The following is an 18,688-nucleotide window of genomic DNA, read 5'->3' on the forward strand; positions in this document are numbered from 1 at the left end:
TGCCGTGAAGTCACCCGTAATTGTATCGCCCCGGGCGCACCCCGAAGCTAATGCGCCGCTTTGCCGTCTACCGGCAGCGCGTGCTGAGCCGGCGTGCGCCCGGCATCGCCAGCAGCCGGTGCGGTGGCGTTTTTCACCCCGCCTCGCGCGCCGCCTTCGAGCAGCGCGCGCGCCTGTGTTTCGTATTGGGCGAGATCCTCGAGCGTCGCGTTCAGGTCTTCCAGCTGGCGTTCGAGCACCTCGCGATGGCGGCTCACCGTCGCGAGGAACGCGTTCAGTTGCGGCACGGTGTCGGTCGGCGATTCATACAGGTCGAGCAGCGCGCGGATCTCCGACAGCGTGAAGCCGAGCCGCTTGCCGCGCAGGGTGAGCTTCAGGCGCGTACGGTCGCGACCGGAATACACGCGTCGCAGCCCGCTCGATCCTTCCCGGCTGGGCGAGAGTAAACCCTGATCTTCGTAGAAGCGGATGGCGCGCGGCGTGACGTCGAATTCGCGCGCGAGTTCAGTGATCGTGTATTGCGTGTTCATCGGATATTCCGTGAATGGTCGACTCGACGGGGCCAAAGCGGATTGGACGTGAGATAGACGTTTACGTTATCGTCAACCTTGGTAAAGCGCAACATTGCCTCGCAGCAGGGTGCGCCCGATATCGCAATACGCCTGCCACGCCTCTGGACCGATCTCCACGATGAATGCCCTTGAACATCAACTCGACTATCCGTTTCGCGACACGCTTCCCGAACCGGGCCATGCGCTCGAAGTCGCACCCGGCGTGCGCTGGCTGCGCATGCCGCTGCCGTTCGCGCTCGATCACATCAACCTCTGGCTGCTGCGCGACGAGATAGACGGCGAGGCCGGCTGGACGGTCGTCGATTGCGGCGTCGCCAGCGACACGATCAAGGCGAACTGGGAAACGGTCTTCGATACGGCGCTCGAAGGCCTGCCCGTGCTGCGGGTGATCGTCACGCACTGTCATCCCGACCATCTGGGCCTTGCGGACTGGATCTGCACGGGCGGCGAGCAGAAGCGCTGGGACGTCCGGCTATGGATCTCGCTCGGCGAATACATGCTGGGGCGCGTGATGGCATCCGGCGACGGCTCGAACGCCGGCGGCGAGCGCGCGGCGGCCCACTTCGCGCGGCACGGTCTGACCGACGAGGCGTCGATCGACAAGCTGCGCAACCGCACGAGCTATTACGCGAGCCTGGTGCCTTCGATACCCGCGCAATACCGTCGCATGCGCGAGGGCGACGCGCTCGCGATCGGCGGGTACACGTGGCGCGTCGTCACGGGTTTCGGCCATTCGCCGGAACACTGCGCGCTGCATTGCGAGGAAACCGGCGTACTGATTTCCGGCGACATGGTGTTGCCGCGCATCTCGACGAACGTGTCGGTGTTCGACATCGAGCCGGAGGGCAATCCGCTTGCGCTGTATCTGGAGTCGCTCGGCCGTTACGAAACGATGGCGCCCGATACGCTCGTGCTGCCGTCGCACGGCAAGCCGTTCAGGGGCGTGCGTACGCGTATCGGCCAGCTACGCGACCATCACGATGCGCGTCTCGCCGAGGTGCGCGCCGCGTGCGCGGAAAAACCGCATAGCGCGGCGGATATCGTACCGCTGATGTTCAAACGTCAGCTCGATATCCATCAGTTGACGTTCGCGATGGGCGAGGCGCTCGCCCATCTGCACGTGCTGTGGCTCGAAGGAGAGTTGAAGCGGCAGTTCGACAGCGACGGCGTGATCCGCTTTTCCGCGTGACGCTGACGCCAACGCCGACATATCGCCGCTGATGGAAAAACAGGCCCGCATGGGCCTGTTCTTTTGCTCGCCGTTAGAAGACCGCTAGCAGCGTCACTGCACCACGACCGTCGAGAAGTTCTGCCGGCCGAACGGACTCACGCTATAGCCGCTCACGTTCGCTCGCGTCAGCGCCGCCGCGGTCGGATAACCCAGCGGAATCCACAGCGCTTCGTCGTGGATGATCTTCTGCGCGGCCTCATAGGCTTTCGTGCGCTTCGCCTGATCTGGCGTCGCCTTGCCTTCGTCGATCAGCTTGTCGAGTTGCGGATCGCAATAGCGCGCGAAGTTGATCCCCGACTTCACCGCATTGCAGCTAAAGAGCGGCGACAGGTAGTTGTCGGGGTCGCCGTTGTCGCCGGCCCAGCCCATGAAAAGCGCGTCGTGCTGACCCTGCTTCGCCAGCTTGATCAGCTCGCCCCATTCGATCACCTTCACGTCGGCCTTCACGCCGATCTTCGCGAAGTCGGCCTGCAGCAGTTCCGCGCCCGCTTTCGGATTCGGATTCAGCACGCTGCCGTTCGGGCGCACCCAGATCGTCGTTTCGAAGCCGTTCGCGACACCCGCGTCGGCGAGCAGCTTCTTCGCCTTCGCGACGTCATACGGATACGGCTGGATCGCCTTGTCGTAGCTCCACGTGTTCGGCGGATACGGATTCGTCGCGGGCGATGCGGTGTTGTCGAACACCGTCTTCAGATACGTCGTGCGGTCGAACGCCATGTTCAGTGCCTGGCGCACCTTCGGATTGTCGAGCGGCTTCTTTTGCGTGTTCAGCGCGACGAACGCGGTCATGAAGGCGGGCGTCTGCACGACCTTCAGCGACTTGTCGGTCTTCGCATCGGCGACGTCCTGCGGCTTCGGCGACAGCGCGATCTGACATTCGCCGGCCTTGATCTTCTGCGCGCGCACGGAGGCGTCCGGCGTGATCGCGTAGATCAGGCGGTCGATCTTCGGCTTCGCGCCCCAATAGGTCGGGTTCACGTCGTAACGGATGACCGCGTCCTTCGTGTAGCTTTTCAGCACGAACGGGCCGGTGCCGACCGGCTTCGCGTTCAGGTCGGCCTGCTTGCCGGCCTTCAGCAACTGGTCCGCGTATTCGGCGGAGTAGATCGATGCGAAGCCCATCGAGAGAATCGGCACGAATGTCGCGTTCGGCTCGTTCAGCTCGAATTTCACCGTGTTGTCGTCGACCTTCGTCACGGCCTTGACCAGCTTCACGAGACCCATCGACTGCGCATGCGGAAAACCGCTTGCGCCTGCCACCTTGTGCCACGGATTGTTATCGTCGAGCATGCGATCGAACGTGAAGACGACGTCGTCGGCGTTCAGCGCGTGCGACGGCTTGAAGTAATCGGTCGTCTGGAACTGCACGTGCGGGCGCAGATGGAACGTGTACGTGAGGCCGTCGGCGCTCACGTCCCATTTGTCGGCGAGCGAGGGCACGACTTTCTTCGCGGCTTCGTCGTACGACACGAGTGTGTTGAAGATCACGTCGGCCGAAGCGTTGGTGGTCACGAGCGAGTTGAACTGGACGACGTCGAAGCCGTCCGGGCTCGATTCCGTGCAGACGGTCAGCGGCTTCGCGAGGACGAGCACGGGCGCTGTGGCGAGCAGGGCGGCGGCGACGAGCAGTTTGAAGCGCATAGGATCTCCGGTAACAAACGTGGTCAGGCAGTGCGCCGGGCGCGTTGCATGGGCGCTGCGAGGACGTGGATCGCGGCTCATACAGTCCGCTTTATTGTGAAGCTCTTTCGATGCGGGCGTGCCCGCCCGGGAGAAAGCTTAAACGCTGGGTGGTTGCGACGACAACAACTTAATCGGCATACCGATATGGGCGACGGCGTTTGCCGGTGGTCTCGCGCCTGAGGATCAGGCGGGCGGATTGGAGCCTTGCGCGATGCTTTCGTGTCTCGACCGCACGCGTCGCGACCGGCTGGCTATCCGGACGCGCGAGGCTTGCGCGGTGCCTTTTCGAACGCGATGTCGTACAGCCAGCGCGGCAGCACGTGCAGCACCGCACCTGCAATGCGCATCTGCCACGGGAACGTCGCAAACACGGTCTTCCTCGCGATCGCATTGGCGACCTTCGCGGCGAAGCGGTCTGCGTCCATGAGGAACGGCATCGGATACGGATTGTGCCCGGTCATCGGCGTGCGGATGTAGCCGGGCGCGATCGTCACGACCGAGACGCCGAGCGGCCGCATCTCGACGCGCAGCGCCTCGAGATACTTCTGCGCCGCCGATTTCGACGCGCTATACGCGCCTGAACCCGGCAGCCCACGTATGCCCGCGACGCTCGTCACGCCAACGAGCGTGCCTTTGCGTGCCGCGATCATCGCGCGCGCGAACGGCTCGAACGTCGCGACCATGCCGAAGTAGTTGATGTCCATCACGTCGCGAAACGCGCCCAGATCGCCATGGCCGGTGACCGCGCCCTGGCTGATGCCCGCATTGGCGATCACGACGTCGGGGCAGCCATGTTGCGCGATGAACCGTTCGGCTGCGGACGCCAGCGCGTCGGCATCGCGAACATCGACGGGATAAACAGAGATGGGGTGCTGCGGATGCGCCTGCTGAAACGCGGCGAGTGCTTCGCCGCGACGGGCGACGAGGCCGAGAATCGCACCGCGCCGCACATATTCGGCGGCGAGTGCCTGGCCAATGCCGCTCGACGCGCCGGTAATGAAAACCTTCAACGGTGAATTCATACCGGCGCCCGTGCGTTACATCTTCTTCGCGCGGATCTGTGCGATGAGGTAATCCAGCACCTGGATCGTGCCCGGCAGGCTGTCGGTCGCGGCCGGGCCGGTTTCATACTTGCCCTGCACGGCGAGCGTCGGCACGCCTTCGATCTTGTAGGCGTCGAGCAGCTTCTTGTCGCGTTGCAGTTCGCTCTGCGTCGAGAACGAGTTGTACGCGTCCATGTACTTCTTCGGATCGACGCCGTTCTTCGCGAGGAATTTCGACTGATCTTCCGGCGTCAGCAGGTAGTTCTTGTTGACGTGGATTTCGTTGAAGATCTTCGGCGTGAGCTGCTGCGCGAGACCGAGCGCGTCGAGTGCGTGATACATCCTCGAGTGCGGAATGAAGTCGTCGCGGAAGGCGACCGGCACGCGCTTGAAGACGACATCCGGACCCTGCTTCTTGATCCACGCTTCGAGGAACGGGTCGAATTCATTGCAGTGCGGGCAGCCGTACCAGAAGAATTCGGTGACTTCGATCTTGCCGGCCGGCACTTCGACCGGTTGCGGCGAGGCGAGCACCGTGTAGTCCTTGCCGGAGACCGGCGCGGCGGGCGAAGCCTCCGCAGCGCCAGCGGCCACGAGGCCGAGCGAGAGAAAGAGAATGCCGAGTAGTTTTTTGATCATGTTGTGTGTTGACCTGTGAAGGCGGAATGACGTTGGCCCGTGGTTACTGTCGGGTGAAGCGGATCACGGCGGTGTCCACTCCAGCATCAGACAGCCGCTGGCGTGTTGTGTTCATATCCTCGAATTTCGAGAACGGCCCGATACGTACGCGATAGTACGTGACGCCGCCCGCATCGCGCTGCGTGACCTTCGACTCGAAACCCTGGAAGCCAAGACGCGCGCGCTGCTGCTCGGCGTCGGCGGCTGTCTTGTAGGCGCCGACCTGCAGGAAATAGCCGGTGTTCGCTTCCGCGGCGGAAGGCGTGGAGCCTGGCTTCGCGTTCGCCTCAGCCGGTTTCGGCGCCGACGTCGCGGTGCCCGCGGTTGCGCCCGAAGGTTGCGGCTTCTTGCCAGGCGTCGCGCTGGTGCCGTTGTCGGCCGCGGCCTTCGGCGGCACGGCGACGCCGTTCGCGTTCGAAGGCGGCACCTCGACGATCTGCGGCTCTTCGAGCAGGCCCGACGACTGCGTCTGGTTGGTCGTCTGGCCGGGCGCGGTGTTCGGCGGCGCGGGCTGGGCGGCCTGCGGCACAGGCTGCCCCGGCGTCTTGCCCTGCAGCGGACGGTTCGGATCGTATTGCGGCTGGCTTGCGCCGGCGTCGGATGCGGCGGGCGGCGCGACTTTCGAGACAAATGGCGTGGGCGCGCGCGTGATATAGAGCGCCACCACCACCGCGATCGCGAGACCTACGATGAGGCCCAGCACGATGCCGAGGAACGTGCCCCCGGACTGCTTTGACTGCTTCGTTGTGCGGCGTGGTTGTGCCATCGTCTGAATCACCTGCCAGAGAAATGAGTCTAGAAAAGAGTCTGCAACGACCGTCGATTATAACGACGGCCGCACACAAGTCGCACTGCGCCGCTTACATCTTTTCGGGCGCTGAAACGCCGATCGTCGCGAGGCCGTTGGCCAGCACCTGGCGCGTCGCGGCGAGAAGCGCCGCGCGCGCGTTGCGGGCCGCTTCGTCGTCGACCAGCACGCGTTCGGCGCGGTCATTGTAGAACGAGTGAAATTCACCCGCGAGATCGCGCAGGTAGAACGCCACCGCGTGCGGCGCGAGTTCATTCGCGGCGTGTTCGAGCATGTCCGGGAATTCGGCGATCTTCTGCAGGAGCGCGAGCGAGCGCTCCGTGACGAGCGGCGAAACGTCGGCCGTCGGCAGGATGGCCTCGTCGGCGTTGTAGCGCGACTTCCATTCGTTCAGCACCGAGCAGATCCGCGCATGCGCGTACTGCACGTAGTACACCGGGTTTTCGTCGCTCTGCTTCAACGCGAGGTCGACGTCGAACACGAATTCCGTGTCGGCCTTGCGCGAGATCAGGAAGAAGCGCACGGCGTCGCGGCCGCGGCGGATCGTCTCTTCGTCGAGCAGGTCCGGCGACACTTCGGTGCCCGGCGTCGCGCCGCCCGACCATTCGATCAGGTCGCGCACCGTCACGTAGCTGCCCGCGCGCTTCGAGATCTTCACCTCGGCGCCGTCGCGCATCACGGTGACCATCTTGTGCAGGATGTAGTCGGGATAGCCCTTCGGGATGCCGATGCCGAGCCCCTGCAGGCCGGCGCGCACGCGCGCGATCGTGCCGTGGTGATCCGAGCCCTGCACGTTGATGACCTTCGTGAAGCCGCGTTCCCACTTCGCGACGTGATACGCGACGTCCGGCACGAAGTACGTGTACGTGCCGTCGGTCTTGCGCATCACGCGGTCCTTGTCGTCGCCGTCGTCGGTGGTGCGCAGCCACAGCGCGCCCTCCTGGTCGTACGTCTTGCCGGCGGCGACGAGTGCCTCGACCGTCTTTTCGACGCGACCTTCCTTGTACAGCGACGATTCCAGATAGTACTGGTCGAACTTCACGCCGAACGCCTGCAGGTCCATGTCCTGCTCGTGGCGCAGGTACGCCACGGCAAAGCGGCGGATCGCGTCGATATTGTCGATGTCGCCTTCGCCCTTGACCGGCTCGCCATCGCTCGCGGAAACGGTTTCGCCCGCCAGGTAGTCGCGCGCGATGTCGGCGATGTACTCGCCGTTGTAGGCCGGCTCCGGCCAGCCCGCGTCGCCCGGCTTCAGGCCGCGGGCACGTGCCTGGGTCGAGGCGGCGAGGGTGGCGATCTGCACGCCGGCGTCGTTGTAGTAGAACTCGCGATGTACCGCATAGCCCTGCGAAGCGAGCACGTTCGACAGCGCGTCGCCGAGCGCGGCCTGACGGCCATGACCCACGTGCAGCGGTCCGGTCGGGTTCGCCGACACGAATTCGACCAGCACCCGCTTGCCGGCTTCGCGCGTCGAGCGGCCGAACGCTTCCTTTTCGGCGAACACGGCGCCGACCACGGCCTGCTTCGAGGTCGCGGCAAGACGCAGGTTGATGAAGCCCGGACCCGCCACTTCCGCGCCTTCGACGAGCCCCGCTGCCCGCGGGTGCGCGAGCACGGCGTCGACGATCTGCTGCGCGAGCTGGCGCGGATTCGCGCGCAGCGGTTTGGCGAGTTGCATGGCGACGTTGCACGCGACGTCGCCGTGCGCGGCGACCTTCGGGCGTTCGAGCGTGATCACCGGCGCGACGAAGGCGGCTTCGGTCGCGCCCTGAGTCGTCTGGGCGACCTGCTTCACGGCATCGGCGAAGAGGGCTTCGAGGGTTTGTTTATGTGCAGGCAGCATGCGTGTTGCGAGTCCAGTGAGACAGTCCGTGTGTTCGGGCGCGGCGCCGGCCTTGTTCAATGCTTCCGGCCGGTCCGTCGAATGGGGTGGAAAGCGGGCGCCGTACCGTGGCAGTCGCGGCGGCGGCATCGACATGTCCGGCCATCGCGGCGCGTGACGATGCTGGCAAAGCCCTGTCCTGCGCACCAGTCGGCGCTTTTCCGTTCAGACGGATTTTAGCAGGTGCTAATATATCCAATGAGATACCCGGCTACAGCCGGGCCCGCCGGCACGCGCGAAAGCGTCTGCGGGACCAGCGCGGACGCGTTCTGACTGACGCCGCGCGCGCGGATCCAACAAAATGAAAAGGGAAATGTCATGTTGATTACTTTTAAGTGCCGCTCCTGTCCGGACGTGGTGATGCTGGAGAATCTCGCCCAGTATCTGGTCGGTATCGTGGGCAAGCGGCTGGGCGAGCGTGGCGTCATCACGCACGACGAGCTCCCCGGTGCGATCACGAAACTCGAATCCGCGATTCACACCGACAAGCAGGAGCGCGCCGAGCACGACGGCCACTTCCACGAAGGGGAAGAAGGCCATGAGCACCACGAGATTCCGATCGGCCTCGCGCAACGCGCGTTCCCGTTCCTCGACATGCTGCGCGCGGCGCAGAAGGAAAACACAGACGTCCTCTGGGGCGTCTGACAGGGCAGGCAGCGCGCCAGTGCGCTGATGGCGCGCGACGCCCGCGCGCCTGCCGGTCCTCGCCGGACAAAAAAAGAGCCCGCTTGTGTCATGCGGGCTCTTTCATTTGCGGCTGATGGATCGCCGCTACTTACTGGCTGGCAGCGTCCGCCGGTGCGGCCATCGGCGCCGAGGCGCCCTTTTTCGTCTTCGCCTTCTTCGGCTTCTTCACGTGCTTTATCGTGGGCGGCGAGTACGAACTTACCGAACTCGCCTGTGCCGGGGCTGCCGGCTGTTGCGCCAGCGCCACCGAGGCGCTGGAAGCGAGTGAAAGTCCAGTCAAGATCAGCGTCAGCTTCTTCATGCGATTTTTCTCCATGACGGTTGCAAGTCATTGAACCGACGCGTTTTTGAGCCGCGTCTGGCGGGGTCAGGCCATCGCAGTCTACAAAGCCGAAAAACGGGCTGCCTGAAATATCCAGCTTATATGCGCAACGATATAGTCCGTTCCGCGCGGGCCGCCTACAGCTGGGGAGCCAGCGCCCTGCGGGCATCGGAGGCCGACAGGCTGGCGCGTCGCGCGTAGTCCTCCAGCTGGTCTTCGCCGATCTTGCCGACCGAAAAGTACGTGCTGTCCGGATGGGACAGATAGAAGCCCGACACGCTTGCCGCCGGCAGCATCGCGAGCGATTCGGTCACGCTCATGCCGGCTTCGCCGGCCTGCAGGTAGTCGAACATGTCGCGCTTGACCCGATGGTCCGGGCACGCCGGATAGCCCGGCGCCGGGCGGATGCCCTTGTACTTTTCACCGATCAGGTCGTCGTTGGACAGCGTTTCGCCGCTCGCATAGCCCCACAGGTCGCGGCGCACGCGGGCGTGCATCGCTTCGGCGAACGCTTCCGCGAAACGGTCGGCCAGCGCTTTCAGCATGATCGCGTTGTAGTCGTCGTGATCCTTCAGGAACTGCTGTTCCTTCACGTCGACACCAATTCCCGCCGTCACCGCGAACATCCCGATGTAATCGGCGACGCCCGAATCCTTTGGCGCGATGAAATCGGCGAGCGACCGGTTCGGCCGCATCACGCCGTCGACGATCGGGCGCACGCTCTGCTGGCGCAGGTTGCGCCAGGTCAGCGCGACGTCCGAGCGGGATTCGTCGGTGTAGATTTCGATGTCGTCGTCGTTCACGGTGCTGGCGGGCAGCAGCGCGATCACGCCGCTGGCCTGCAGCCAGCGCCCCTGGATCAGGCGCGCGAGCATCGACTTCGCGTCCGAAAACACCTTGCGCGCCGATTCGCCGACGATCTCGTCGTTCAGGATCGCCGGGTAGGGGCCCGCGAGATCCCACGTCTGGAAGAACGGACCCCAGTCCATGTACGGGGCCAGTTCGTTCAGGTCGAAATTCCTGAACACACGACGGCCGATGAACTTCGGCTTCACCGGCTGATAGCCGTTCCAGTCGATCTTCGTCTTGTTCGCGCGCGCTTCGGCGAGCGTGACCATCGGCACGGCCTTCTTGTTGGCGTGCTGTTCGCGGATACGGTCGTAGTCGGTCTTGAGGTCTTCGAGGTACTTCGCCGCGCCCTGATCGGACAGCAGGCTCGACGCCACCGAAACCGAGCGCGACGCGTCCGGCACGTACACCACCGGTCCGTCGTAATGCGGCGCGATCTTCACGGCCGTGTGGACGCGCGACGTGGTCGCGCCGCCGATCAGGAGCGGAATTTTCTTGATGCGGAAGTAGTCGTCGCGCTGCATTTCCGACGCGACGTAAGCCATTTCCTCGAGGCTCGGCGTGATGAGCCCGGACAGGCCGACGATGTCCGCGCCCTCGACCTTCGCCTTCGCGAGGATGTCGTTGCACGCCACCATCACGCCCATGTTGACCACTTCGAAGTTGTTGCACTGAAGCACCACCGACACGATGTTCTTGCCGATGTCGTGCACGTCGCCCTTGACCGTGGCGATCACGATCTTGCCCTTCGCGCGCACGTCGCCGCCGGCTTCTTCGAGCAGCTTCTTTTCTTCTTCGATGAAGGGGATCAGGTGCGCGACCGCCAGCTTCATCACGCGGGCCGACTTCACCACCTGCGGCAGGAACATCTTGCCCTGGCTGAACAGGTCGCCGACCACGTTCATGCCGTCCATCAGCGGACCTTCGATCACGTTGATCGGGCGGCCACCCGCGGCTGCGATCTTCGCGCGCGCTTCCTCGGTGTCCTCGACGATGAAATTCGTGATGCCGAGCACGAGCGCGTGGGCGAGACGCTTTTCGACCGGCTGGTTGCGCCACTCGAGGTTCTCTTCTTTCTTCGCGGCGCCGGTTTTGAACTTGTCGGCGATTTCGAGCAGGCGGTCGGTGCCGTCGTCGCGCCGGTTCAGCACGACGTCTTCGACGCGCTCGCGCAGTTCCGGGTCGAGGTCGGCATACACGCCGAGCTGGCCGGCGTTGACGATGCCCATGTCCATGCCTGCCTGGATCGCGTAGTACAGGAACACGGTGTGAATCGCCTCGCGCACCGGATCGTTGCCGCGGAACGAGAACGACACGTTCGACACGCCGCCGCTCACCTTCGCATAGGGCAGGTTTTCCTTGATCCAGCGCGTCGCGTTGATGAAGTCGACGGCGTAGTTGTTGTGCTCCTCAATGCCAGTCGCGATCGCGAAAATGTTCGGATCGAAGATGATGTCTTCCGGCGGGAAGCCGACTTCGTTCACGAGGAAGTCGTACGAGCGCTTGCAGATCTGCGTCTTGCGCTCATACGTATCGGCCTGGCCCTGTTCGTCGAATGCCATCACCACCGCTGCCGCGCCATAGCGGCGAATCAGGTTCGCGTGATGGCGGAACGCCTCTTCGCCTTCCTTCAGTGAGATCGAGTTCACGATCGCCTTGCCCTGCACGCACTTCAGGCCCGCTTCGATCACTTCCCACTTCGACGAGTCGATCATGATCGGCACGCGCGCGATGTCCGGCTCGGAGGCGATCAGATTCATGAAGCGGACCATCGCCGCTTTCGAATCGAGCATCGCTTCGTCCATGTTGACGTCGATGACCTGCGCGCCGTTCTCGACCTGGTGGCGGGCCACCGCGAGCGCGTCGTCGAACTGGCCATTGAGAATCATGCGGGCGAACGCTTTCGAGCCCGTCACGTTGGTTCGTTCCCCGACGTTGATGAAAAGCGAGCCGGAGGTGACGTTGAACGGCTCGAGGCCGGAAAGGCGCATGGTGTGATCGGTCATGTCTTGTGCCTGATTCGGTTGCGTGCTGCGGGTGGTTGCCGCGCCTGATTGCTTGTTGCCGGATTGAAGACGAACGGTGGGCGGTGGCCGTTCAGGCCGCGTCGCGGTATTGCGTCGGCCACTTGCGCGGCTTGATGTCGGCCAGCGCCTTCGCGATCGCGGCGATGTGCTCCGGCGTCGTGCCGCAGCAGCCGCCCGCGATGTTCACGAGCCCCGCCTGTGCGAATTCCTTCAGCAGCCCCGATGTATCGGCGGGCAGTTCGTCGAAGCCCGTATCGCTCATCGGATTCGGCAGGCCGGCATTCGGATAGCACGACACGTACGTATCGCAGAGCTTCGCAAGCTCGGCGATGTACGGACGCATCAACGCCGCGCCGAGCGCGCAGTTCAGGCCGAACGTGAGCGGCTTCGCGTGACGCAGCGAGTTCCAGAACGCCTCGACCGTCTGGCCGGACAGGATGCGCCCCGAGGCATCGGTCACGGTGCCGGAGATCATGACCGGCAGACGCTCGCCGGTGTTCTCGAACAGTTCGTCGAGCGCGAACAGCGCGGCCTTTGCGTTCAGCGTGTCGAAGATCGTTTCGACGAGGAACAGGTCGACGCCGCCATCCAGCAGCGCCTTCGCCTGTTCGTAATACGCCGTGCGCAGCTCGTCGAACGTGATGTTGCGCGCGCCCGGATCATTTACGTCTGGAGAAATACTCGCGGTTTTCGGCGTCGGTCCGATGGCGCCCGCGACGAAGCGCGGCTTGTCGGGCGTCGAGTATTTGTCGCAGGCTGCGCGCGCGAGCTTCGCCGATTCGAGATTCATTTCGATCGCGAGGCTTTCCATGCCGTAGTCGGCCTGCGCGACGCGGGTCGCGCCGAACGTGTTGGTTTCGAGAATGTCGGCGCCTGCCGCGAGGTACTGCTCGTGAATCTCGCTGATGACCTGTGGCTGCGTGATCGACAGCAACTCGTTGTTGCCCTTGATGTCGCGACCGTAGTCCTTGAAGCGCTCGCCGCGATAGCCTGCTTCGTCGAGCTTGTAGCGCTGGATCATCGTGCCCATTGCGCCGTCCAGGATCAGGATGCGCGACTTCAGGAGTTCTGGCAGGGCGGTGCCGCGCGTATAGGCCGCAGTGGAGTCTGGAGCAACGGTTTGGGCAGGCTGGTTCATGGCTGGCAAGGCTTGCGCCTGAAAGATGCGGTAAACGCATCATTGTAGCCGGAGCGGCACGGCTCTGCCCTTCGAGGGACAGAGCCATGCGGTCTGGCACACGTTTGCGCCGCGCCAAAAGAAAAACCCCGTCCGGCATGCCGGACGGGGTTTCGAGGCGTTGTGTCGCCCGGGCGACGGTTCAGTGGAGGATCACCGGTTGATGCATCAGGCTGTCGAACTGGCCGAGGAATTCGTCTACCTCGTCGAGCGACGGTTCGTCTTCGATCAGTTTCTGTACGTGTTCACGAAAGCGTGCCGCCATTGCACCATCAATGTAGATTTCGCGCTGCATGGTCTTGTCAACAATCTCGTAGCCACCGGAACGCATGGCGAGATGGCCGTCTTCCGGCGGAAACTCGACAACACAATAGTTGGGGCTGTTATAGATCATCTGCATGGCGACACTCCTTATATTTCCGTTGGCTCCAGGCCGTTCCTGCGCTGTAAATGGAGCATATGGTGTGGAATTCAAGGGGTGGACCCGGAGTAACGCGCGTGAAAGGTCCGGATCTACAGTTTAGACCCGGGTGGCGAGAAACGTTTCAAGTAACGCAGCAAAACGGTGCGATTGTTTAACCGGTGCAGGATGGGCCGCCTTCAGCAACGCGAAACGACACCTGGGAATGGCCTTTGCGGTCGCCTGTGTCGTACCCGTATTGCACGCCCGGCAACGATCCGCGCTGGTTGGTCGATGCGTTTCGCCGCGTCACATACATCGAAATCGCGCGGTGCTTCGCATGCGCATGCGCATTCTTCGGTGTGTATTCGCAACAACACTTCATTGATCTGTTCGATAGCGTACGGATGCGCTTTCTGGAAGTCGACCGATCGCGCATGCAACGTGCGTTGCTCGAGGTGCGAGTGAGCCGTCGACGGGAAGTTTCTGAAACGCCGGGAAAACTTCTCCGCCAGATTCAGGGTTTTTCGATGGCGCCGCCTGGGCCATCCGAAGGCGCGGACGGGTTGGCCGTGTCGTCGCTGTCTGAACCTGGCGTGGCGGCGCTGCCGCGCCAGCGCAGTTCGATCTGCGTGCCGTTCGGTTCGGTCTGCACGAGTCGCGCGGGCAACCAGCCGAGCGATGGCGCGAGCCATACATCGATACGTCGCCGGTCGCCTTCGCGTCGCGGCAGACGCATGAAGTGACGGGCCTCGACGTAGCCGCCCGGTATGCGCACGCTTTCGTCACCAATCGTCTCGATGGGCCAGATTTCGCCGCTGTCGTTGTCGGCGACATAGAACTCGCGCGTGACGCCCGGTTTGTATGCGGCAGGGTCGCCGCGTACGAGGCTCGCCAGTTGCATGACCATGCTGAAACGATCCTGCGCGCCATCGGGCAGCGCGAGGGTGGTGGGCGTGCGCGTGAAGGCGATCTGCTTGTCCGCGCGATTGAAAATCGTCACGTCTTCGGCGCGATGGCCGCGCTTTTCGATGTACTGATCCGGCGCAATGCCGAACGCATCGACATGACCATGACTCGCGTAGGTGAAGATGCCGACAAACGGCAACGGTACGGAGACGACCATCTCGTAGGTGTGCCCGTCGCTCGTCCAGTGGATCGTGCCGGGCTGGTTGCGCACACCGTTATAGAACGTGTCGTATTGCAGGTCGCCCGAAGGCGGCACGGAGAACTTCACGCCCTGCGATGCCCCGGCGTTCCCGATACCCGATGCAGCGCCTGCTGTGGCCGCAGTCGCGGCTCCGGTTGACGAAGCCGGCGATACGGCCGATGTCGTTTCCGATGTAGCGGAAGCCGGTTCGCTCTCGGCAGCCGGCGCATCTGCTACGGCATGCCTGGCTTCGGGGCGCGTGATGGTCAGCACATGTTCAGCCGGCTTGCGTGCGGGTGCGCGGTGAGCGGGTGCCGCGGCCGGCGGCGCGGTGTTCGCGGGCGCCTGCTCGACGCGTTCGGGCTTGAGCAGTGCGACCTGCACGGGCGCATGATCCGGTTCGAGTGGCTGTGAAGCGCTGCGATGACGCTCGACCCATTGCGCGGCGATCCAGTGCAGCAGCATCACGACGAGCAGCACGGCGACCCAGCGCAACGCACGCCTGCTCCGGCTCGCGGATGGAGCCGGCGACGTGCGTTCAGAAATGGAAGCGGTTGCGTGCGACAACATCGATACGTGCGGGCCCGTGAGCGTTGGTTCGTCGATCAGCGCGCATGCGCGCTGTAGCCCAGTTCATACGACAGTTTCCCCGCGCATTCGCGCATCGCCGTGTCGACCGTTCCGTTCCAGCGGATATCGAACGCGCCTTCGTGTCCAAGCGCGATCAGGCCCAGCGCGAGATCGCCGGTCGAGTCGAATACCGGCATGCAGAACGCGTGGATGGTGGGCAGCAACATGCCTTCGACGCGTGCCGCGCCATGTTCACGCACGTCGGCCAGCGCGGCCTCGACGTCATCGTGCGTGCGCGGCGTGTGTGCCCAGGTCGAACGCCGCGAATCGGCAAGCTCACGCTCGATCATCGCGCCCGTCTTGCTGCGCGGCAGATACGCGGCGAACAGCAGACCGGTTGCGGAACCGAGCAGCGGCATCACGTCGCCCAGCTTCAGTGACGCTTTCGCCGGATGACTCGACTCCATCCAGTGTACGACGGTCGGCCCCTGGTTGCCCCACACGGCGATACCGACCGTGAAATCGAGCTGGTCGCGCATGTCGGCAAGCGCGATGCGCGCGAGCTTCACGCCATCGACGCGCGCCAGTCTCGCGAGACCCAGCTGCAACGCAAAGCCGCCCAGTTCATAGCGCCCCGACAGCGGATCCTGCGCGACGACGCCCAGTCGCAGAAAGCTCACCAGGTAGCGATGCGCCTTCGCCGGACTCATGCCGGCGCGCTGCGCGAGGTCGCGCAGCATCATCGCGCGCGGCTCGTCGGTCAGCACCTCGAGCAGGCGGAACCCGACTTCGATCGACTGGATGCCCGAGCGCAGCTTTTCCTCGCCGGCTTCGTGCGTATCGGTGGCGTCGTCGTCGGTGGAATGCATTGGTCTCGCAGTCATGTGGGATGGAGTGGCGTCTCGCCCGTCACCGGAAGGCACGGGCAGCACGTGCTGCACGCAGGCGGTCACGCGTGAAAACCGGCAACGGACGGTAGCAGGCTTCCCCCCGATGCGCGCAACGGCAACCCGACGCGTGCGGGCTCATAAGGCTCACGAAACGCACGCGTTTGGGCTGCGACGATTCACCATCGTAGAATAGATTCCTTCCATCGTCATCCACACTGCTGAAATCGCCTATGAAACTTGCCACGCTGAAGGACGGCACGCGCGACGGTCAACTGATCGTCGTGTCCCGCGACCTGCACACCGCGGCGATCGCGGACGCGATCGCGCCGACGCTCCAGCGCGTCCTCGACGACTGGACCTTCTATGCGCCGCAACTGATCGACCTGTACGACGCGCTGAACCAGGGCCGCGCCCGCAACACGTTTGCGTTCGATGCAAAGGCCTGCATGGCGCCGCTGCCGCGCGCGTTCCAGTGGGCTGACGGCTCGTCTTACGTGAATCACGTCGAACTGGTGCGCCGCGCGCGCGGCGCCGACATGCCGCCCGAATTCTGGTCCGATCCGCTGATGTACCAGGGCGGCAGCGACGACTTCATCGGCCCGAAAGAAGACATCGTGTGCGAGTCGGAAGAATACGGCATCGACTTCGAGGCCGAAGTGGTCGTCATCACCGGCGACGTGCGCATGGGCGCCACGCCCGATCAGGCGCTCAAGGCCGTGCGCCTCGTGACGCTCGCGAACGACGTTTCGCTGCGCAACCTGATTCCCGCCGAGCTCGCCAAGGGCTTTGGCTTCTTCCAGAGCAAGCCGGCGACGTCGTTCGCACCTGTCGCCGTCACGCCCGACGAACTCGGCGAACACTGGCGCGAGGGGCGCGTGCATCGTCCGATGATCGTGCACTGGAACGGCAGGAAAGTCGGCCAGCCGGATGCCGGCATCGACATGGTGTTTCATTTCGGCCAGCTGGTCGCGCACGCGGCGAAGACGCGCAATCTGCGGGCGGGCGCGATCGTCGGTTCGGGGACGGTGTCGAACAAGGATGCGAAGCGCGGCTATTGCTGCATCGCCGAGAAGCGTTGTCTCGAGACGATCGAACACGGCGCGCCGCAGACAGAATTCATGAAATACGGCGACACAGTGAAGATCGAGATGTTCGACGAAGCCGGCAAATCGATTTTCGGCGCGATCGACCAGTCGGTCGCGCCCATCGAAGGATTGCATTGATCCGGTTGTCCTGAGGAAATCCCCCGGGTTGCGTGGGTAATTCACGCCCGGGTGATCTTTCAGGAGGGTTTCGCCCGATTCCGCCGTATGCAGGCGTCGCTACACTGACACACGCGTGCATCCGCGCGGCCTGTGCCGTGCCCCGCGCGATGCCCGGACATCCCCGTCGAGACCGCATCCGTCTTGCATGGGACGGGCGCCAGAACAAAAAACACGTTGCCACGGTGAGGAGACTTGCATGCGAATCCGGTCGTTCATGTCCAGATCCGGTCGTCCCCGGACACAGGTTCAACCCGTCGGCTCTTCCGCGCCGGCTCGCGCTCTTCGATGGCTCGCGCTCGGGCTCGCCGTCTCGGTGAGCGTCGCGCTTCCTGTCACGGCGGCAGCCCAGGTGAAGATCGGGCTCGTGCTGTCGCTGACGGGGCCAGCGGCCTCGCTCGGCATTCCGGCGCGCGACACAGTGGCGCTCTTTCCGAAGGAACTGGCTGGCCAGAAAGTCGAATACCTCGTGTTCGACGACGCGTCGGACACCACCCAGGCCGTCCAGAACACGAAGAAGCTGATCTCCGAGGAACACGTCGACGCCATCATCGGCTCGTCGATCACGCCGAATTCGCTCGCGATGCTCGACGTGATCGCCGAAGGGCAGACGCCGGCGATCTCGCTCGCCTCGTCCGCGAAGATCATCGAGCCGGTGGACGCGAAGCGTCACTGGATGTTCAAGACGCCGCAGACCGACGCGATGATGGCCTCGGCGATCGCCGAACACGCGAGCGAGCACGGCGTGAAGACGATCGCGTATATCGGCCAGGCGGATGCGCTCGGCGAAACCTTTTACGCCGAAGTCGCGAAATTCGCGCAACTCCACAAGATCACGCTCGTCGCGAACGAGCGCTTCAATCGCACCGATCCGGGCGTCACCGGGCAGATTCTCAAGATCATGGCGGCGAATCCGGATGCTGTGGTCGTCGGCGCCGCCGGCACGCCCGCCGCGCTGCCGCCGAAAACGCTGAAAGCGCGCGGCTACAAGGGCTTGATCTATCACAACCACGGCGTGGGCAATAACGACTTCCTGCGCGTGTGCGGCGCGGATTGCAACGGCACGTTCCTGCCCGCGAGCCCGGTGCTGGTCGCCGCGCAACTGCCCGTCGACCATCCGGCCAGGCGGCTCGCGCTCGACTACATCGCGCGCTTCGAGGCGCAGCACGGCGCGGGCAGCGTATCGGCGTTCGGCGCGTACACATGGGATGCGGGGCTGCTGCTGGGTAACGCCATACCGGTCGCGCTGAAGGCCGCGGCGCCTGGCACGCCCGAGTTTCGCCAGGCGCTGCGCGACGCACTCGAGGCGACGCGCGGTCTCGCGGACTCCAATGGTATTGTCAACATGAGCACGACTGATCACCTTGGACTCGACCAGCGCGCCCGCGTCATGGTGGAGATTCGCGACAGCAAGTGGGTGTATCAGGCGCGCTGATGCGCGAACGTTCACCCGTCTT

15 protein-coding genes and 1 pseudogene are annotated in these 18,688 nt (G+C 64.1%); 4 read left to right on the top strand and 12 right to left on the bottom strand.

What is annotated here, in order from left to right; genetic code table 11:
- Positions 1-47: 47 nt before the first annotated feature.
- A complete protein-coding gene (locus tag BLV45_RS00565; protein ID WP_090527439.1) occupies positions 48-530 on the bottom strand; it encodes a MerR family transcriptional regulator in 483 nt (160 codons plus the stop codon).
- 160 nt (positions 531-690) lie between these two features.
- Between BLV45_RS00565 and BLV45_RS00570 the strand changes: the two genes are divergently transcribed.
- Positions 691-1,761, top strand: a complete 1,071-nt coding sequence (locus BLV45_RS00570; RefSeq protein ID WP_090527444.1) for an MBL fold metallo-hydrolase — start codon at positions 691-693, stop codon at positions 1,759-1,761.
- Between the two features lie 93 nt (positions 1,762-1,854).
- Here BLV45_RS00570 and BLV45_RS00575 read toward each other — a convergent pair whose 3' ends face one another.
- The 5 genes from BLV45_RS00575 to argS all read right to left on the bottom strand — a co-directional run bounded on the left by BLV45_RS00575 (position 1,855) and on the right by argS (position 7,858).
- Positions 1,855-3,444, bottom strand: coding sequence for an ABC transporter substrate-binding protein (locus BLV45_RS00575; protein WP_090527446.1), 1,590 nt, complete (start codon positions 3,442-3,444; stop codon positions 1,855-1,857).
- A 293-nt stretch (positions 3,445-3,737) separates the two neighbouring features.
- A complete protein-coding gene (locus BLV45_RS00580; RefSeq protein WP_090527449.1) occupies positions 3,738-4,508 on the bottom strand; it encodes an SDR family oxidoreductase in 771 nt (256 codons plus the stop codon).
- A gap of 15 nt (positions 4,509-4,523) precedes the next feature.
- Positions 4,524-5,165, bottom strand: a complete 642-nt coding sequence (locus tag BLV45_RS00585; protein WP_090530904.1) for a thiol:disulfide interchange protein DsbA/DsbL — start codon at positions 5,163-5,165, stop codon at positions 4,524-4,526.
- A 46-nt stretch (positions 5,166-5,211) separates the two neighbouring features.
- Positions 5,212-5,973 (bottom strand): SPOR domain-containing protein, encoded by a 762-nt coding sequence (locus BLV45_RS00590; protein ID WP_090527453.1) that lies wholly within the window; start codon positions 5,971-5,973, stop codon positions 5,212-5,214.
- Between the two features lie 94 nt (positions 5,974-6,067).
- Positions 6,068-7,858, bottom strand: coding sequence for an arginine--tRNA ligase (gene argS / locus BLV45_RS00595; RefSeq protein ID WP_090530907.1), 1,791 nt, complete (start codon positions 7,856-7,858; stop codon positions 6,068-6,070).
- A 357-nt stretch (positions 7,859-8,215) separates the two neighbouring features.
- Here argS and BLV45_RS00600 point away from each other — a divergent pair, with 357 nt between their 5' ends.
- Entirely contained in the window at positions 8,216-8,542 is a 327-nt protein-coding gene (locus tag BLV45_RS00600) for a DUF1840 domain-containing protein (protein ID WP_090527458.1), read from the top strand.
- 130 nt (positions 8,543-8,672) lie between these two features.
- Here the strand turns inward: BLV45_RS00600 and BLV45_RS00605 are convergent, their stop codons facing one another.
- The 6 genes and pseudogenes from BLV45_RS00605 to BLV45_RS00635 all read right to left on the bottom strand — a co-directional run bounded on the left by BLV45_RS00605 (position 8,673) and on the right by BLV45_RS00635 (position 15,948).
- On the bottom strand, positions 8,673-8,885 hold the full coding sequence (locus BLV45_RS00605) for an acid-shock protein (RefSeq protein ID WP_090530910.1): 213 nt from the start codon (positions 8,883-8,885) through the stop codon (positions 8,673-8,675).
- 158 nt (positions 8,886-9,043) lie between these two features.
- Positions 9,044-11,785: pseudogene (metH, locus tag BLV45_RS00610) on the bottom strand (methionine synthase); the annotation flags it as partial.
- 67 nt (positions 11,786-11,852) lie between these two features.
- Positions 11,853-12,920, bottom strand: coding sequence for a homocysteine S-methyltransferase family protein (locus BLV45_RS00615; RefSeq protein ID WP_090527464.1), 1,068 nt, complete (start codon positions 12,918-12,920; stop codon positions 11,853-11,855).
- A 181-nt stretch (positions 12,921-13,101) separates the two neighbouring features.
- Complete coding sequence (locus BLV45_RS00620; RefSeq protein WP_090527467.1) at positions 13,102-13,359, bottom strand: BTH_I0359 family protein; 258 nt, start codon at positions 13,357-13,359, stop codon at positions 13,102-13,104.
- A 517-nt stretch (positions 13,360-13,876) separates the two neighbouring features.
- Positions 13,877-15,079, bottom strand: coding sequence for a DUF3108 domain-containing protein (locus BLV45_RS00630; protein ID WP_090527472.1), 1,203 nt, complete (start codon positions 15,077-15,079; stop codon positions 13,877-13,879).
- Positions 15,080-15,114: 35 nt separating this feature from the next.
- Positions 15,115-15,948 carry an IclR family transcriptional regulator gene (locus BLV45_RS00635; protein ID WP_245753088.1) on the bottom strand — a complete coding sequence of 278 codons (834 nt, stop codon included), beginning with the start codon at positions 15,946-15,948 and terminating at the stop codon, positions 15,115-15,117.
- Positions 15,949-16,199: 251 nt separating this feature from the next.
- Here BLV45_RS00635 and BLV45_RS00640 point away from each other — a divergent pair, with 251 nt between their 5' ends.
- Positions 16,200-17,192, top strand: a complete 993-nt coding sequence (locus BLV45_RS00640) for a fumarylacetoacetate hydrolase family protein (protein ID WP_090527478.1) — start codon at positions 16,200-16,202, stop codon at positions 17,190-17,192.
- A gap of 256 nt (positions 17,193-17,448) precedes the next feature.
- Positions 17,449-18,666, top strand: coding sequence for an ABC transporter substrate-binding protein (locus BLV45_RS00645; RefSeq protein WP_090530913.1), 1,218 nt, complete (start codon positions 17,449-17,451; stop codon positions 18,664-18,666).
- The last annotated feature ends 22 nt before the right edge of the window (positions 18,667-18,688 follow it).

It is taken from the genome of Paraburkholderia sartisoli (assembly GCF_900107685.1).
In the GTDB taxonomy this organism is placed as follows: Bacteria; Pseudomonadota; Gammaproteobacteria; order Burkholderiales; family Burkholderiaceae; genus Paraburkholderia; species Paraburkholderia sartisoli.